14 protein-coding genes are annotated in these 16,382 nt (G+C 65.6%); 7 read left to right on the top strand and 7 right to left on the bottom strand.

The window, feature by feature from the left end:
* Positions 1–10 precede the first annotated feature (10 nt).
* The 4 genes from LAN61_08175 to hemE are packed head-to-tail and all read right to left on the bottom strand — an operon-like array spanning position 11 to position 4,518.
* Positions 11–586, bottom strand: a complete 576-nt coding sequence (locus LAN61_08175; protein ID MBZ5540479.1) for an anti-sigma factor — start codon at positions 584–586, stop codon at positions 11–13.
* Positions 586–1,983 (bottom strand): protoporphyrinogen oxidase, encoded by a 1,398-nt coding sequence (hemG, locus tag LAN61_08180; protein ID MBZ5540480.1) that lies wholly within the window; start codon positions 1,981–1,983, stop codon positions 586–588. Before hemG ends, LAN61_08175 begins: the two co-directional genes overlap by 1 nt.
* 25 nt (positions 1,984–2,008) lie before the next feature.
* Positions 2,009–3,421, bottom strand: coding sequence for an oxygen-independent coproporphyrinogen III oxidase (hemN, locus tag LAN61_08185; protein ID MBZ5540481.1), 1,413 nt, complete (start codon positions 3,419–3,421; stop codon positions 2,009–2,011).
* Positions 3,422–3,426: 5 nt separating this feature from the next.
* A complete protein-coding gene (gene hemE, locus LAN61_08190; protein MBZ5540482.1) occupies positions 3,427–4,518 on the bottom strand; it encodes a uroporphyrinogen decarboxylase in 1,092 nt (363 codons plus the stop codon).
* Positions 4,519–4,688: 170 nt separating this feature from the next.
* On the opposite strand from hemE, the gene LAN61_08195 reads away from it, so the two are divergent.
* Genes LAN61_08195 through hemL form a run of 6 tightly spaced genes read left to right on the top strand, consistent with a single transcriptional unit; the run spans position 4,689 to position 10,824 of the window.
* Positions 4,689–5,504, top strand: a complete 816-nt coding sequence (locus LAN61_08195) for a cytochrome c biogenesis protein (protein ID MBZ5540483.1) — start codon at positions 4,689–4,691, stop codon at positions 5,502–5,504.
* A 16-nt stretch (positions 5,505–5,520) separates the two neighbouring features.
* Entirely contained in the window at positions 5,521–6,795 is a 1,275-nt protein-coding gene (gene hemA / locus LAN61_08200) for a glutamyl-tRNA reductase (GenBank protein ID MBZ5540484.1), read from the top strand.
* On the top strand, positions 6,792–7,718 hold the full coding sequence (hemC, locus tag LAN61_08205; GenBank protein ID MBZ5540485.1) for a hydroxymethylbilane synthase: 927 nt from the start codon (positions 6,792–6,794) through the stop codon (positions 7,716–7,718). Before hemA ends, hemC begins: the two co-directional genes overlap by 4 nt.
* Positions 7,711–8,520 (top strand): uroporphyrinogen-III synthase, encoded by an 810-nt coding sequence (locus LAN61_08210; protein MBZ5540486.1) that lies wholly within the window; start codon positions 7,711–7,713, stop codon positions 8,518–8,520. Before hemC ends, LAN61_08210 begins: the two co-directional genes overlap by 8 nt.
* Entirely contained in the window at positions 8,517–9,494 is a 978-nt protein-coding gene (gene hemB / locus LAN61_08215) for a porphobilinogen synthase (GenBank protein ID MBZ5540487.1), read from the top strand. Before LAN61_08210 ends, hemB begins: the two co-directional genes overlap by 4 nt.
* A 13-nt stretch (positions 9,495–9,507) precedes the next feature.
* On the top strand, positions 9,508–10,824 hold the full coding sequence (hemL, locus tag LAN61_08220) for a glutamate-1-semialdehyde 2,1-aminomutase (GenBank protein ID MBZ5540488.1): 1,317 nt from the start codon (positions 9,508–9,510) through the stop codon (positions 10,822–10,824).
* A gap of 36 nt (positions 10,825–10,860) precedes the next feature.
* On the opposite strand, the gene LAN61_08225 is transcribed toward hemL, so the two are convergent.
* Positions 10,861–11,439, bottom strand: coding sequence for a DUF421 domain-containing protein (locus LAN61_08225; GenBank protein ID MBZ5540489.1), 579 nt, complete (start codon positions 11,437–11,439; stop codon positions 10,861–10,863).
* Positions 11,440–11,813: 374 nt separating this feature from the next.
* Between LAN61_08225 and LAN61_08230 the strand changes: the two genes are divergently transcribed.
* Complete coding sequence (locus LAN61_08230; protein MBZ5540490.1) at positions 11,814–14,231, top strand: PAS domain S-box protein; 2,418 nt, start codon at positions 11,814–11,816, stop codon at positions 14,229–14,231.
* A 70-nt stretch (positions 14,232–14,301) separates the two neighbouring features.
* Here LAN61_08230 and LAN61_08235 read toward each other — a convergent pair whose 3' ends face one another.
* Complete coding sequence (locus LAN61_08235) at positions 14,302–15,711, bottom strand: amidase (GenBank protein MBZ5540491.1); 1,410 nt, start codon at positions 15,709–15,711, stop codon at positions 14,302–14,304.
* A 1-nt stretch (position 15,712) separates the two neighbouring features.
* Positions 15,713–16,165: a hypothetical protein gene (locus tag LAN61_08240; GenBank protein MBZ5540492.1), complete on the bottom strand. Its 453-nt coding sequence runs from the start codon at positions 16,163–16,165 to the stop codon at positions 15,713–15,715.
* Between the last annotated feature and the right edge of the window lie 217 nt (positions 16,166–16,382).

The raw sequence follows: 16,382 nt of genomic DNA on the forward strand, positions 1-16,382 counted from the left end.
GAGACAGCGGCTAGCCGAGGGGGCCGGCCCAGCGGGGCGGGCTGGTCGGCTGGGGGCTGCCGCCGGCGGGCTCTTCGGTAATGGCCAGGGCCCTGGTGCCGGCGAGAGAGCCGGGCGGACTGGCCAGCAGCAGAACGAATTTCCCATCCAATTGAGGACGCAGGAGGCCCGCGGAAAGAGGCCGCTGGCCCGGGGCTTGTGGCAGGAGCCACACTTGCAGCGTATGGCCCGGCGCAAGAGGCGGGACGCGCGCGCCGGCCACAACGAGGCCGAGGCGGGGGTGCCAGTAGGCACGCAGCGCAGGAGCGTCTTTCTGCTGCTGCGGCCACAGCGAAACCTGCCGTGAGGCCGGATCGTTGAGGATCGCGGCGGATTGCCGGGCATCGGCAAATTCCTTCGCGAGTTCCGCGCGCTCCCGCAGGACTGCCGCGGACTGCCTCTGAAATTGCGCGAGATCCCGGCGGAGGCGCTGCGCCTGCCAGCCCATGTACAGGCTGAGAACGCCGAGCACGGCCACGCCCGTCCACAGCCAGAAGGGCAGACGGTATGGGGGCGGCGCTTGCGGTTGCTTGCGTGGGGGCTGCATCAGGAGTGCGGGCCCGCCGCCGGCGCCGTGGAACCGGCCAGGATTGCCGCGGCTGTCTCCAGGCCGAATTCAGTGCACGCGCCGACCGCCGGACCATTCCAGTAGTTGCCGGCAAACCACAGGCCGGGAAAGGTTGCGCGCAATTTCTCCAGCCGGGCGAGGCGCGCAGAGTGGCCCAGGTTGTACTGCGGCAGCGCGCGGGGATAGACGCGCACATGGGAAAAGACCGGCTGCTGCTGGATCTGCAGAAGCGGCGCGAGTTCGCGGTGCGCCAGATCGGCAAGAGCCGCGGAGGAAAGCGAGGCGATGCCCGGATCGGTGGCCCCGCCGAGGAAGCTGGTCATCAGAACTTGCCCCTCCGGCGCGCGGCCGGGAAAAAGCGAGGAATTCCAGACGGTGCCGAGAATGCGCAGCCCTGCGGAGCGCGGCACGAGAAAGCCGAAGCCGTTTACGTCCCGGGCGATGTGCTGTTTCTCGTAGCCGAGGGAAACCACGGCCACGGCGGCAAACTCGATCCCGCCGAGATGCGTCTCGAACGCCGGATCGAGGCCTGCGAGCAAGCGTCCGGCAGTATCCGGCGGGGTGGCGACCACCAGCCGCTCGCAGGAAAGGGTTTCGCTGTGGCCGTTGCGCGTCACCTCGAGAGAAAAGCGCCGCGTGGCGGAGGAATTGTTCTTCTCGATGCGGGCCACTTCGGTCTTGAGCCACAGGGCATCGCCGAGACGTTCCGCCAGGGCCTGGGGGAGCATTTCGTTGCCTTCGCGGAAACTAAGCAGAGTGGGGCGCTCGCGGGGGCCTTGCGTTTTTTTCGCGGTGGCCAGCATGCCGCGAATGAGGCTGCCTTTGGCGACTTCCGCGGCGTGCAGTTGCGGAAACGCGCTGCGCAGGCTCAGGCGCTCGGGATCGCCGGCGTATACACCGGAGACAAACGGCCCGACGAGTTTTTCCAGCAGCTCGGCGGAAAATTTACGGCGGATAAACTGGGCGATGGATTCGTCCTCGGCGGGCGGATAACTGCGGCCGAAGAGGTCGCGCAGGATGCTGAGCTTGGTGCCCCAGCCGAAGAGGGAACTGCCGAAGAAGGCTGCAGGGTTGAGCGGAGCACGCTCCAACGCGCCATGGACCAGGACAAAGCGCGGGGCGCGGGGGTCGCCGCGCACGATCTGCTCTTCCAGGCCGATCTCGCGGATCAGGCCGAGCAGCGGCCCCGTGGCCGTGAAGCTCTGCGGGCCGTGTTCGAAGAGCCAGGCGTCGCGGCGTTCGGAGCGAATGACCCCGCCCGGGCGGTCCGAAGATTCGAGGAGCACCGCGTCGAGGCCCGCGCGGCGCAAGGCATAGGCGCAGACCAGGCCGGAAATCCCGCCACCGACCACCACGACAGAGTGAGATGCGGTCATCGCCGGATGCACCCGCGCCAGGCGTTCACAACGTTTTCGAAAAAAGAGGCCGCTCGGCCAGGTGCTGCTGCTCGAGATACGGGTCGAAGATCATGGCCAGGTTGCGGATGAAGATGCGGCCGAGCCACGTGGTTTCGATCTCGTCCTTGCCGAGAACCACCAGGCCGTCGTCCTGCATAGGAGCGAGGCGGCGCAGCTCCGCGGCGAAGTACTCGTCAAAGTTGATGCCGAATTCCTGGTTGACCTCGGCCTTGGGGATGACCGTGTGACAGAGCAGGCGGCTGATGACCGCGCCGCGCAGGCGGTCTTCCGCGGTCAGGGTGTAGCCGCGCATGGTGGCGATGCCGCGTTCGGCCACGGCCTTCGAATACTCCGGTACCTCGCGGGGATTCTGCGCGTAGCGCGACTGCACGGAACTGATGGCGCTGACGCCCAGGCCGTAGAGGTCGGCGCCGGCCTTCGTCGTGTAGCCCTGGAAATTGCGGTGCAGCGTGCGCTGCTGCTGCGCCACGGCCAGCTCGTCGCCGGGTTTGGCAAAATGGTCCATGCCGATATACAGGTAGCCGCCTTCGATGAACTTCTCCAGGCCGGTGCGGAAGATTTCGAATTTCTCCGCGCCCTGCGGCAAGTGCGCCGCAAAGGAACCCTGCTGCTTTTTGAGCCAGGGCACGTGCGCGTAGCTGAAGAGCGCGATGCGGTCCGGGGCCAGGGTGAAGATCTGGTCCACGGTATGGGCGAAGCGCTCGGGAGTCTGATAGGGCAGGCCGTAGATCAGGTCCACGTTGATGCTTTCGAAGCCCAGGCGGCGCGCCTCGAAGAGCAAGTCGCGGGTCATCTCATAGGGCTGGACGCGGTGAATGGTCTTCTGCACTTCGGGATGGAAGTCCTGGATGCCCATGCTGAGGCGATTGAAGCCCAGCTTGCGCAGGGTCTCCAGGTGTTGGAAGGAGGTGACGCGCGGGTCCACTTCGATGCCGATTTCGGCGTCCGGAGCGAAGGTGAAATGCTCGCGGGTGAAGCCGAAGAGATCGTCGAGCTGTTCCGGGGTGAGGTAGGTTGGCGTACCGCCGCCCCAGTGAAACTGCACGACCGGGCGGCTGCGCGAAACGTTGCCGCTGATGCGCGCCATCTCGTGCTTCAGCGTGTCGAGATAGGGAAGGGCCACGCTCTTGTCCTTCTGGATCACCACGTTGCAGGCGCAGAACAGGCACAGGCTGGTGCAGAAGGGAATGTGCAGGTACAGCGAAACGGGAGAGGCGGCGCGTTCGGCGTCGGCGTGCGCCGCTTCCAGGTCGGCCGGGCCAAAATGGTCGTTCCAGACGGGCGCGGTGGGATAGCTGGTGTAGCGCGGCCCGGGACGGTTGTAGCGCGCGAGAAACTCCGGTGTGACATGAAAGTCGCGCCGCAGTTGTTCGAGTGTGGGATAGCTCGCGGACATGGGGTTCACCTCTGCTTCACCGGCTGCTCTAGGCGAATCGGAGTGGTCTGTCCGGTGCGGATGAAAAGCTGCGCGTTCTCTACCGGTGTGGCCGGGAGAATGCCGTGGCCCAGGTTCAAAATGTGGCCGGCGCCCTGCAATTCGCCGATGGCCTCGGCGACGGCGCTGCGGATCTTTTCCGCGGGGGCGAAGAGCACGGCGGGATCGACGTTCCCCTGGATAGCGATGCGTGGCCCGGCCAATTCGCGCAGTTCGCGCAGCGATACGCGCCAGTCCACGCTCAGGACGTCGGCGCCGGAGCGGGCCACGGCCGGCAGCAGGTGGTGCGAGGCCTTGGTGTAGAGGATGACCGGTGTGGCGTCCGATTTCACGGCGCGGATCACTTCCTGCGTAGCGGGCAGGGCGAACTCCTGGTAGTCGCGGAGGTTCAGCTCGCCGCACCAGGTGTCGAAGAGTTGCACAGCGGCGGCGCCGGCGGCGATCTGCGCCTTCAGGTACGGCACGGTGGCCTGGGCGATCTTGCTGAGCAGGACGCGGAAGGTGCGCGGGTCTTCGTAAAGAAAGTTTTTCACCGTCGCGAAACCTTCGCGCGTGCGGCCCTCCACCATGTAGCAAGCCAGCGTCCAGGGCGCGGCGGCGAAGCCGAGCACGGGCACGCCGGGCCCCAGCGCGCGGTGCAGGCGGCGAATCGCTTCGGGGAGGAAGCCGGTCTCCCGCTCGGGATCGAAGATGCGCAGCTTGGCGACGTCCGCCGCGCTGCGTACCGGCTCGGGAAGATTGGGTCCCGCGTCGCCCAGTTCGAGCTTCAGGCCCATTGCTTCGGCGGGGATGAGGATGTCGGAAAAGACGATGACGGCGTCCATGGCCAGGCGGCGGTAGGGCTGCAGGGAAACCTCGACGGCCAAGTCGGGATTCTTGCACACTTCCAAAAAGGCATGCTTGGCGCGCAGTTCGCGGTATTCCGGGAGATAGCGGCCGGCCTGGCGCATCATCCAGACAGGCACGCGCGGCACCTCCTGGCAGCGGCAGGCGCGGCGGAAAAGCTCGGCCCGGCTCAATTCCGCGGGCGGTTTGGCATCTTCGTGAGGGAGAGGCATATCGGTACGCACTAAAAGAATATCATTAGTCACAAGCATATGCAGAGAGATACGCTGCAGATGTTTTGGCCTCCCGCAGTGGGCTATAATGCGGGGAGAGCAGGAATGCCAGGCAGGGCATTGCGACCCTGGATCGTCCGGACATCCGGCTCCTGGTTCAAACGGACTTGATGACCACACCCCTTGCCATCCTCACCATTCTGGCCTACGCCGCGAGTCTCGTGCTGTATTTCCGGCTGCTTTACACCAGCCAGGCGCTCGTGGGGCGCGCCGCGACGCTGCTGCTGGCGTGCGGGCTGGGGCTGCACTATCTGCTGCTGTTGGAGCGCTCGCGGATGCTGCACTCGGTGCCCTATCAGGATTTGTACGGCGCGATGTCCCTGTTCGCCTGGCTTTTGGCCCTGACCTATCTGGCCCTGGAGCTGTTTCACCGGCAGCGTACGCTGGGAGCCTTCCTGCTGCCGATCGTCCTGCTGCTTCTCCTGGCAGCGACGCTGACGCGTCCGGCCGTGCCGCCGGGGCCGCCACCCGTGCACGGCGCGGTGTTTGCCCTGCACGTGACCCTCAGCATTCTCGCCTATGCCGCATTCGGACTCTCCTTCGTGCTGAGCCTGATGTTCATCGCCGAAGAGACGCTGCTGCGCCGGCACAAGCTGGGCTCCATCGTGTGGCGCTTTCCCGCGCTGGAGCTTCTGGAGCGCATGGCGCGGAGCAGCGTGCTGGTGGGTCTGGTGGCGATCTGCGTCGGGATGTCGCTGGGCTTTGTTTCGGTGGACCGGCTGACGGGCCGGGTATGGCGCTACGACCCGAAATACCTGGTGACGCTGCTGGTGGTGGCGCTGTATGCGGCGTATCTGTACCTGGGGCGGACGACGAAATGGCGCGGGGCGCGGGCGTCCAAGCTGTGCATCTTCAATTTCGTGGTTATTCTGTTGAGCGTTACGGTGGTGAATCTGTTTTTATCGCGGTGGCACCGCTTCTTCTAGGAGTGCGGGGAACCGGATGGAGATCGTTCTCGTCGGATTGAATCACCGCACGGCGCCCGTCGAGGTGCGCGAACGGGTGTCGTTTACCGTGGAACAGGCCAAGCGCGCCGCGGAAGAGCTGCGCACGCGCGGAATTCTGGAAGAGACGCTGGTGCTTTCCACCTGTAATCGCAGCGAACTCTACGGCGTCCCCCCGGAGAGCGTGCAGGAAACCGCGGGCGCGCTCTACGCCTACCTGAGCACCTTCCATGCGGTACGCCCGGATGATTTGCACCGCTCCCTCTATCACCATCACGACCGCGACGCGATCCGCCACCTGTTCCGGGTGGCCGCGGGTCTGGACTCCATGCTGCTCGGCGAAGCGGAAATCCTGGGGCAGGTGCGCGAGGCCTACCGCGCGGCGCACGAATTTGGAGCCACCGGGCCGGTGCTCAACCGGCTGTTTCAGGGCGCGCTGGAAGTCGGCAAGCGGGTGCGCACGGAGACGGAATTGGGGACGCGGCCGATGTCGGTGGCCTCCGCCGGCATGAAGCTGGCCGAGCGCATCTTCGGAAAACTGGCGGAGCGTACGGCTCTGGTGCTCGGCGCGGGAACGATCAGCGAGCAGGTCGTCAACCAGTTGCGCGACCGGGGCATCGGGCGGCTGCTGGTGATGAACCGTTCGCGGGACCGCGCGGAAGAGATGGCCCAGCGCTTTGGCGGGCGGGTCCTGGATTGGGCGGATTGGCAGACGGCGCTGGCCACGCCGGATATCGTCGTGTCTTCCGTGTCCGCGGAGGCGGTGCTGAGCCGCGAAGCGGTGCGCCAGGCCATGGCCGCGCGCGGCAATCGCGCCCTCCTGCTCATGGACCTGGGCGTGCCCCGCAACATCGATCCGGCGGCCGCCAGCCTTTACAACGTCTATCTCTACAACATTGACGAGCTGACGGACATCGTGGAGCAGAACCGGCGCGCGCGCGAAACCGAAGTGCCGCGCGCGGAGTCCATCGTCGAAGAGCACGTCGGAAAATTTCTTTCCTGGCAGAGCAGCGTCGAGCTGGTCGGAGTGCTGGAATCGCTGCGCTCGCGCCTGCACGAGGAGCGCGCGGCGTTTCTGCAGGGGCATCTGCAGGGCATGACGCACCTGAGCGGCGCCGAGCGGGAACGCATCGAAGCCCTGATGGACGGCCTGCTGGAAAAACTGCTGCTGCATCCCGCCGAACGGCTGCGCGGCGAGCGCGACCTGCGCCGGAAAATTCAGAACGTCGAAGCCTTGCGCGACCTCTTCCTGCCCGGCCGGGAGAAGCCGTGAGGCCGCTGCGCATTGGCACGCGCGGCAGCCTGCTCGCCAAATGGCAGGCGGAGCATGTGCGCAAACAGCTTTTCCAGTCCGCCGGGGTGGAAGCCGAACTCATCATCATCAAGACCTCCGGGGACAAGATGTTGCAGTCGCCCCTCTCTCAGATCGGCGGGAAGGGCATCTTCATCAAGGAGCTGGAAGAGGCGCTGATCGGCGGAACGATCGACCTGGCCGTGCACAGCGTCAAGGACGTGCCCACGGAGACGCCGCCGCAGCTGTTTTTCCCCGCGGTGCTGCGCCGCGAGGATGTGCGCGATTGCCTGGTGGCCGGCAATGGCGCGACGCTGGCTACGCTGCGCCAGGGCGCGCGCATCGGCACGGGGAGTTTGCGGCGCCAGGCGCAATTGCGCCGCCTGCGCCCGGATCTGGATGTGCGCGAACTGCGCGGCAACGTGGATACGCGGCTGCGCAAGGCGGAGAGCGGCGAGTACGAGGCCGTGGTGCTCTCCAAAGCCGGGCTGGACCGCCTGGGCTGGAGCCAGCGCATCAGCGAAGCGCTCTCTCCCGAGGTGTGCCTGCCCGCGGTGGGACAGGGCGCCATCACCATCCAATCGCGGAGCGCCGATGCGGAGATCGCCGAGGTGCTCGGCCAGCTCGATGATCTGGAATCGCGCAATGCGGTGATTGCCGAGCGCTCTCTGCTGCGCACGTTGCAGGGCGGCTGCCAGGTGCCGCTGGGCGCCTGGGCGCGCATGGAGCGGGAGGATCTGGTGCTGGAGGCTTGCGTGGTGTCGGTGGACGGCACGGAATATTTCCGGGAGCGGGCCAGCGCGGAGCCGGAGCAGGCCGCGGAGCTGGGCAAAGAAGTGGGCAAGCGGCTGCTGGAAGCGGGAGCCGGACGCATTCTGGAGCAGGTGGGGCGTCAGCGTGGATAACGGCACGTCAGCGCTGGCCGGAAAGCGCGTGGTGGTGACGCGCGCCGCGGAGCAGTGCGAGGCGCTGTGCCTGGAATTGAAAGCGCTCGGCGCGACACCCCTGATGCTGCCGCTGGTGGCCTTCGCTGCGCCGGAGAATACTGCGCCGCTCGATGCGGCGCTGCGCGAGCTGGCGGAATTCGACTGGATGCTGCTGACCAGCCAGAACGCGGTGCCGGCGCTGGCCGCGCGCTGCGAGACGCTGGGCATTTCCCTGGCCGCTGCAGCGGGCTCTCTGCGCATCGCGGCTGTGGGACCCGCTACGGCCGAGGCCGCCGAGAAGGCGGGGTTGAAGGTTGTCCATGTGGCCGCGACGCATCACGGCGTGGCCCTGGCGGAGGATCTGGGTGGGCAAGTGCGCGGGTGCCGCATCTTTCTTCCGCGCAGCGACCGCGCCAACCCGGCGCTGCCGGAAGCGCTGGTACGGCTCGGGGCGCGGGTTACGGAAGTGGTCGCTTACCGCACGCTGGCGGCTTCTCCCGCGGAAGTGGAGGTCCGGCGGCAGATGGAGCGGGGCGAAGCGGAAGCCGTGCTCTGTTTCAGCCCTTCGGCGGTGCAGCACCTGGCGGACCTTCTGGGAGCGGAGCGCATGCGCGCGCTGCAGAAACAGATGGTGTTTGCGGCGATCGGCCCGGTGACGGCGGCGGCGCTGCGAAAAGCGGGTGTCGAGCACGTGGTGGTCGCCCCGGATGCCAGCGTGGCGGGAATTCTGGCGGCGTTGGCGGTGCACTGGCAGGCGCACGCGGGAGTGAGGCAAGGATGAGCTTTCCAACGCAACGGCCGCGGCGGCTGCGGCGCAGCGAAACGCTGCGCGGCCTGGTCCGTGAAACGCGGCTGACCGCCGCCGGGCTGGTCTATCCGCTGTTCGTGTGCCCGGGCGCGAAGGTGCGGCAGGAAGTCGGCTCGATGCCGGGCGTCTTCCAGTTGTCGGTGGACCAGATCGTGGAAGAGTGCCGGCAAGTGGAAGCGCTGGGGATTCCGGCGGTGATTCTCTTCGGGTTGCCGGAAACGAAGGACGCGCGGGGCAGTTCCTCGCTGGCGGCCACGGGGGTAGTGCAGCGCGCGATCGAGGCCATCCGCAAGGCCAAGATGCGCTTGCTGGTGATGACGGACGTCTGCCTGTGCGAGTACACCGATCACGGGCACTGCGGCGTGATTGAAAACGGGGAAGTGGCCAACGACGCCACGCTGCCGATTCTGGCGGAGCAGGCGCTCTCGCACGCGCGGGCCGGCGCGGACATTGTGGCGCCCTCGGACATGATGGACGGGCGCGTGGCGGCGATCCGTGGCGCGCTCGACGGCAACGGCTTTGCCGACGTCGCGATTCTGTCCTATGCGGCCAAGTACTGCTCCGGCTTCTACGGGCCGTTCCGCGAGGCGGCGGATTCCACACCGCAGTTCGGAGACCGCCGAAGCTACCAGATGGATCCTGCCAACGCCTGCGAGGCGCTCAAGGAAGTGGAGCAAGACCTGGCCGAGGGCGCGGACATGGTCATGGTCAAGCCGGCGCTGCCCTATCTGGATATTATCCGGCGCGTGCGCGAACAGGTGCATGTGCCGGTGGCGGCGTACAACGTCAGCGGGGAATACTCCATGGTCAAGGCCGCGGCGCAGAAGGGCTGGCTGGACGAGAAGCGCGTGGTGCTGGAGCTGCTCACGGGGATTCAGCGCGCCGGGGCCAGCATTATCCTGACCTACCACGCGAAGGATGCCGCGCGCTGGCTGAAGCAATCGTGAGGAGCAAGAGGCCATGAGTGCAACCAAGGCGACGTTGAATCCGGAGCGGCGGCGTTCGCGCGAGATTTTCCAGCGCGGGGAGAAGGTGCTGGTCGGCGGCGTGAACAGTCCGGTACGGGCCTTCCGCTCGGTGGGCGGCGACCCGCTGATCATCGAGCGGGGCCGCGGCGCGCGCATTTTTGACGCGGACGGCAACGAATATCTGGATTACATCGGCTCGTGGGGAGCGATGCTGCTGGGGCACGCGCATCCGGCGGTAACCGCGGCGATTGCCGAGCAGGCGCAGCGCGGCACCAGCTTCGGCGCGACGACCGAGCTGGAGATCGAGCTGGCCACGCGGATTACCCGGGCTGTTCCGTTCCTCGAGAAGATCCGCTTCGTCTCCAGCGGCACGGAAGCCACGATGAGCGCGCTGCGGCTGGCGCGGGCCTTCACCAAGCGCGACCTGCTGGTGAAGTTCGAAGGCTGCTACCACGGGCATGCCGACAGCTTTCTCTCGCAGGCGGGTTCCGGACTGGCCACGCTGGGAATCGCGGCGTGTCCGGGCGTGCCGCAGGGGCTGGCGGAGCTTACGCTCAACGTGCCGTACAACGATCTGAACGCGGTCGAGCGCTTGTTCGCGCAACATGCCGGGAAGATTGCCGCGGTCATCGTCGAGCCCATCGCCGCGAATATGGGCGTGGTCCTGCCGGAGCCGGGCTTCCTCGCCGGGCTGCGGGAGCTGACGCGCAAGCACGGCGCGCTGCTTATCGTGGACGAAGTCATCACCGGCTTCCGCCTGCACCATGGCGCGGCGCAGACCCTGCTGGGGGTTGAAGGCGACCTCACCACGCTGGGAAAAATCATCGGCGGGGGCTTGCCCGCCGCGGCTTACGGCGGCCGCGCGGAGATCATGAATCACGTGGCCCCGCTCGGAGCGGTCTACCAGGCCGGAACGCTGGCCGGAAATCCGCTGGCCATGCGCGCGGGAATCGCCACGTTGCAGGAATTGAGCGCGCCGGGGAAGTATGAAGCGCTGAACGCGCTGGCCGAAAAATTCGTTGCGGACCTGAAGCGAGCGCTCGCGGAAAGCGGCGTCCAGGGGCACATCAATGCCCGCGGCTCGCTGGCCACCCTGTTCTTCTGTGCCGGGCCGGTCCGCAACTACGACGACGCGAAGCGCTCGGACACCGCGCGCTACGCACGGTTCTTCCGGGAGATGCTCAACCGCGGAGTCTTCCTCTCGCCGGCGCAGTTCGAAGCGCTGTTCGTCTCCATGGCGCACACGCCGGCCGATCTGGCCGCCACCATCGCTGCCGTGCGGGAAAGCCTGCAGGCCGCGAGCGCCTAACCTTTCCGTTTTCCTTTAAATTCAAGCAATCTGTAATCAGTGGGATGCCGCGGGCTCTCCCCCGCGCTTGCGCGTCAACTCCGCCGTCAATTGGTCCAGCCGCGCCAGCAGTTCGAGGTGCCGCTTCTCGTCGGGCTGCGGCTTCTTCCCGATGAATACCAGGGTCCCGCCGGGTTCCAGGACGCACTGCTGAACATCGGAGAGGGATTCGAATCCCTGTCTGTGTGCGGCGGCTTCAAGTTCGGCGATGGTGATGAGCTCGCGGCGGAGGTTGCGGGTGCGCACCTTGCCGTCTTCGATCAGGATGTCCGGGGAACCTTCGACGAATTCATCGAGCTTGCGGTGATTATAGAGAAAGCGGACGACCAGGGCGTTGATCAGGAGCAGCGCCGAAGCGCCGATAATCCCTCCGGTCACGCTGTTGTCGTCGCCGATGATGGCATTCTGCACGGTATTGGAAAGCGTCAGCAGGACGACCAGGTCGAAGGGATTGAGCTGGGCGAGCTCCCGCTTTCCGGCGAGGCGCAGACTGATCACCAGAAAGGCGTAGACGATTACCGGGCGCAAGACCTTCTCCAGCACGGGTAGCCCCAGGACAAACATGTGGCTCAGGATGAGGTGCATCGCTTCGAAACCTCCTCGAAAAAGAGACGGCTGGTCAGCACGGTAAAAAACGCGCCGCCTGCCGCCGCGGGTGCCGCAAGCCTAGCATGAGGCCCGGGCGGGGTGAAGGAGATGGGAAAAAAGCCATGGCCGGAAGGGCATGTTGTGGCATTATGCTTTGGAAACATTTGTTCCCGTGGCAGTTCCAAAGTGGGAAAAAGGTTTAAGATAAAAGTATCGATTATCACGTAGTGCTGTAGGCTAGTGGGTCATCCGAGCTTCACACGGGCCAATTTCGACGTTAAGGTAAGTGGCTAAAGAGGATACTGCGCAAAAGCCTTGTCCGCCGTTGGCTGTGCGCGTCGGACAGAGGTTTTCGCGACTCTATGGCACATCGCGTCTCCCAAGACTCTGGAATCCAGCCCCGGGCCGAACAGCTCTTTGCCCTGGTCAAGAGTTCACGCAATCTGTTCGTGCTGCTTGGCGCGGATGGAACGCTCCTCTACATAAACCCTGCGTTTACAACGATTTTAGGATATTCCCCGGAAGAGATCCTGGGAACCAGCATCCTCTCTTTACTCCACCCCAAGGAGCTGGCCGCGGCACGCCTGAGCTTTCAGTCCCTGGCCAATCAGGCTGGTGCGGAGATGAATGGGCGCTGCCGATTGCTCTGCAAGGACGGGTCGTGGCGGCAGTTCGAAGCCGTCGGACAAAGCTATCTGCACGAGCCCGCCATCGGGGCCATCGTCGCCAACTATCGGGATGTCACCGAGCGCCTTCGCATGGAGTCCGAGCGGCGGGTCATCGCGGAAGTCATCCACGCGCTGAACCAGACCAGCAACCTCGATGAGCTGCTCGCGCGCATTCACCAGGCTTTGAAAAAGGTGCTCTACGCGGAGAACTGTTTTATCGCCCTGCATGATCCGGAAACCGGCACCTTTCAGTTTCCTTTCTTTGTGGACCGTTTCGATACCGCGCCGCCGCCGCAGAAGATCGGGCGGAGCTGTACGGCTTATGTGTTTCGCACCGGGCGCGCGGAGCTTATCCCCCAGGCGAAGTTTGACCGCCTGGTGGAGTCCGGCGAAGTGGAGCTGGTGGGCTCGCCGTCGCCGGCCTGGCTGGGCGTGCCGCTGAAGACGCCGACGGCTACGATCGGCGTGCTGGTGGTGCAGCATTACGAGCAGGAAGACGTTTACGACAAGCGCGATCTGGAATTTCTCGATTCCGTGGGCGGCACCATCGCGCTGGCCATTGAGCGGCGCCGCGCGGAAGACGCGCTGCGCAAAAGCGAATTGACGTTCCGTCTCCTGTTCGCGCATAACCCGATCCCTACCTGGGTTTTCGATTTCGATACCCTGCTCTTCATCGAAGTGAACGAATCCGCGGAGAAGCAGTACGGATTTACGGCGGATGAGTTCCGCCAGATGACCGTAATGGGAATCTGCGCAGAGGAAAACCCCCAGCTGGTGTTGCGGCGGATGGCGGAATCGCTAGCCATGGGCGGCGGGCGTTTCGCAGGCAACTTCAAGCACCGCAGGAAAGACGGGAAGGTGATTGAAACCGAAGTGATCGCGCACGAACTGGAATACGGGGGACGTCACGTGTGTCTGGTCGTGGCACGGGATATCACCGAGCGCCAGCTTCTGGAACAGCAGTTGCGCCAGGCGCAGAAGATGGAAGCGGTGGGGCGGCTGGCAGGCGGCGTGGCGCACGATTTCAACAACTTGCTGATGGTCATCAAGGGGCATACGGAACTCCTGCTCAGCTCGCTGGCGGCGACGCCGCAGGCCTCCCGCAAGATCGAGCAGATCGACCGCGCGGCGGACCGCGCCGTGTCCCTCACGCGGCAACTCCTGGCTTTCAGCCGCATGCAGGTGCTGCAGCCGCGGGTCTTGAACCTCAACCAGATCGTTGTGGAGATGGGCAAGCTTTTGCCGCGGCTGATCGGGGAAGATATCGAGCTGGTGGTCCACGAGCAGGCGGATCTCGGCTCGATTCGCGCGGACGCCAGCCAGATGGAACAGATCATCATGAATCTGGCGGTCAACGCGCGGGACGCCATGCCCTCCGGCGGCCGGCTGCTGATCGAGACGGGCAACGTGGATCTGGACGGACATTACAATGCGACCCATCCGATGGTGCAGCCGGGACGCTACGTCCTGCTGGCCGTCTCGGATACCGGCACGGGCATGGATGCGGAAACGCAGGCGCACATCTTCGAGCCCTTTTTCACCACCAAGGAGCAGGGAAAGGGAACTGGCCTGGGGCTGGCGACCGTCTATGGCGTGGTCAAGCAGAGCGGCGGCTGGATCTGGGTGTACAGCGAACTGGGCAAGGGCACCACTTTCAAGATCTATCTGCCGCGCGTGGATCAGCCGGTGGAGCAGACCGGCGCCTCGGTGAAAGTCGCGGAGATTCCCCGCGGCACCGAGACCATCCTGCTGGCTGAAGACGAGCAGGACGTGCGCGAGGTAGCTCGCGAGTTCCTGGAGTCCGGCGGCTACGTGGTGCTGGAGGCCGGCGACGGCGAAGAAGCCCTGCGCCTCGCGGAGCGACACGCCGGCGCGATCGACTTGCTGGTGACGGACATGGTCATGCCGGGAATGACCGGACGGGAACTGGCGGAGCGCATGCAGGCGCTGCGTGCCGTGGGCCGCGTGATCTTCATGTCCGGTTATACGGAGCAGGCAGCGGCGCAGTCTCAGTTGCAAGGCGACTGTTCGAAACTGCTCACCAAGCCGTTCGGCCGCGCGACCATGCTCCGCGCCGTACGCGAACTGCTCTCCCGGTCCCTTCCCTCCTAATTTTAGATTCGGCCAGCCTGTGCTTCTTCGGCAGATGCTTTGCCAGGAAGGGTATTCCTGTCTGTCCCGCTTAGGCGATCCGCGGATGCTTGCGGTGCCAGTTCGTTCTCTGCTGGAAGGTGCGCGCCGCTTGAATGACCGCCAGGTCGTCTCCGGCGCGGCCCACCAGTTGCAACCCTACGGGCAGATTGTCCGCGGTGAATCCGCAGGGTACGGAAAGCGCGGGCAGGCCGCAGAGATTGCCAATGCCCCCGAGAGGGTCGGCAAAGGTCAGGCCGGTCTCGAGGTTGAGGTCCAGCTTGTTGGCGGCGACGGGCTCGGCCGCGGTGGCCAGGACGTCGTAGGACTGGAAGAGGTCGTCCATCTTGTGCTGGAGGACGTCGCGCACGCGCAGCGCCGTGACGTAGTCGCTCGCCGGAATGAATTCGTTGACGTAGCCCGCGATCTGTCCCAGCGGGTCGGTCAGCTCCGCGACGCGCCCGGAGTGCAGAAGATCGCGAAACGCCGAAGCCCCTTCGACTCCGATGATCACGCTGCCGGCCGCTTCGAACGGCCCTTCAGGCAGCTCCGCGTCCTTCGTTCCCGGGAAAAGCTTGCGGATTACGTGCTCGGTCTCGTTCATTACCTTGGCCACCCCCAGTTCCATCTCCTTCCAGGCGTTGGTCAGCCAGCCGATGCGCAACGGGCCGCGGAGACGCTCGGTGGCCGGGGAATAGGTGAAGGCGGCGCGGTCCACGGCCAGCGTGCTGCGGTCGTTGCTATCGTGTCCGGCCAGGACCGCAAAGACCCGCGCGCAATCCTCGGCGCTGCGCCCGAGGGGGCCGATCTTGTCCATCGAGTAGGAGAGCGCCATGGCCCCGTAACGGCTCACCCGGCCGTACGTGGGGCGCAGCCCGCTGACCCCGCAATAGGACGCCGGGCAAACGATGGAGCCCCAGGTTTCCGTGCCGAGCGCGAAGGCCGCCAGCCCGGCGGCCATGATGGCCCCCGAGCCGGAAGAGGACCCGCACGTCCAGCATTCGGTGTTCCAGGGATTCTTGGCCGCGCCGGTCAGCGAGGCGGAGGCAAAGCGGTAGCCCATTCCTCCAGCCAGCTCGATCATGGCGGATTTCCCCAGCAGGACGGCTCCGGCGCGGTTCAGGTGTTCGATGACCGTGGCGTTGTAGGCAAAGGTCTGCTCGGCATAGGGTTTTGCGCCCCAGGTAGTGGGATAGCCCTTCACCGCCAGGAGATCCTTTGCCGCGTAGGGCATGCCGTGCAAGGGCCCGCGATAGTGGCCCCCGCGGATTTCCTTTTCCGCTTTGTGGGCCTGTTCCAGCGCCAGATCCGGCGTGAGCCGGGCGTAGGCATTGAAACGCGGCCCCAGCTTTTCACTGCGCGCCAGATAGCTTTCGGTCAGCTCGACCGGGGACAGTTGCTTGGCTTCGATGCGCTTGGCCAGTTCCGTCAGGGACAGGTAGAGAATTTCCTCGCCGAGCATGTCAGTTGCCCCTTCCGGACTTGCGCGTCTTGGCCCGCGCCGCGGGCGGCGCCGGGCGCTTTTCCCGTTCGACCAGCGGCTTGAGATAAAGGGCCGGTGAATCTCCGTTGTCCAGGGGATAGGCGCGCAGCGCGTCGAGCGGGGTCTGCAGCACCAGCGAAAGGCGGCGGACATCCGCCTTCTGGGCCTCGGAGAGACGTTCTCCGTAGCGCGACAGGATCGCTTGGGTCCGCGTTTCGGCTTCGGCCTGGCTCGCGGGAGCGAGCTTGGGCGTGCTGGCGGGCTCTTGCGGGCTGGCCACGGCCACCTCTTGTGCGCCGGGTGTGGCCAGCAGCGCGCCCGGAACCAGCGTGCTGGCCGCCGAGGCCAGAGCCGCGCGCACCGCGAATTCGCGGCGCGAGATGGCCTGCCCCCGCCCGGAGGCCGGCTCCGGGATTTGTTTTTCGTCAGACATAAAGTGTCCCTCCCCGAAGGCGCATAAAATTGCCACTGCGAGGCTACTGAATCATCGCAAAACGGTCAACCGGGGAAGTTGACACGCACTTGCACATGCACTTGCACTCCGCTTGCAGACATTCGCCCGCGCATTCGCGCAAGTAGCTGCTCTGCTAGCGGCGGCGCCATTTATCCCGCCCCGGCCGGGACGCTGTCACCTTCGCCGCCCGGCCACT

Source organism: Terriglobia bacterium (assembly GCA_020072785.1).
Classification (GTDB): Bacteria; Acidobacteriota; Terriglobia; order Acidiferrales; family UBA7541; genus Acidiferrum.

What these genes read in the sequence shown, in the direction of transcription:
- LAN61_08175 (MBZ5540479.1), bottom strand. Translation starts at nt 586, where the DNA reads ATGCAGCCCCCACGCAAGCAACCGCAAGCGCCGCCCCCATACCGTCTG.
- hemG (MBZ5540480.1), bottom strand. Translation starts at nt 1,983, where the DNA reads ATGACCGCATCTCACTCTGTCGTGGTGGTCGGTGGCGGGATTTCCGGC.
- hemN (MBZ5540481.1), bottom strand. Translation starts at nt 3,421, where the DNA reads ATGTCCGCGAGCTATCCCACACTCGAACAACTGCGGCGCGACTTTCAT.
- hemE (MBZ5540482.1), bottom strand. Translation starts at nt 4,518, where the DNA reads ATGCCTCTCCCTCACGAAGATGCCAAACCGCCCGCGGAATTGAGCCGG.
- LAN61_08195 (MBZ5540483.1), top strand. Translation starts at nt 4,689, where the DNA reads ATGACCACACCCCTTGCCATCCTCACCATTCTGGCCTACGCCGCGAGT.
- hemA (MBZ5540484.1), top strand. Translation starts at nt 5,521, where the DNA reads ATGGAGATCGTTCTCGTCGGATTGAATCACCGCACGGCGCCCGTCGAG.
- hemB (MBZ5540487.1), top strand. Translation starts at nt 8,517, where the DNA reads ATGAGCTTTCCAACGCAACGGCCGCGGCGGCTGCGGCGCAGCGAAACG.
- hemL (MBZ5540488.1), top strand. Translation starts at nt 9,508, where the DNA reads ATGAGTGCAACCAAGGCGACGTTGAATCCGGAGCGGCGGCGTTCGCGC.
- LAN61_08230 (MBZ5540490.1), top strand. Translation starts at nt 11,814, where the DNA reads ATGGCACATCGCGTCTCCCAAGACTCTGGAATCCAGCCCCGGGCCGAA.
- LAN61_08235 (MBZ5540491.1), bottom strand. Translation starts at nt 15,711, where the DNA reads ATGCTCGGCGAGGAAATTCTCTACCTGTCCCTGACGGAACTGGCCAAG.
- LAN61_08240 (MBZ5540492.1), bottom strand. Translation starts at nt 16,165, where the DNA reads ATGTCTGACGAAAAACAAATCCCGGAGCCGGCCTCCGGGCGGGGGCAG.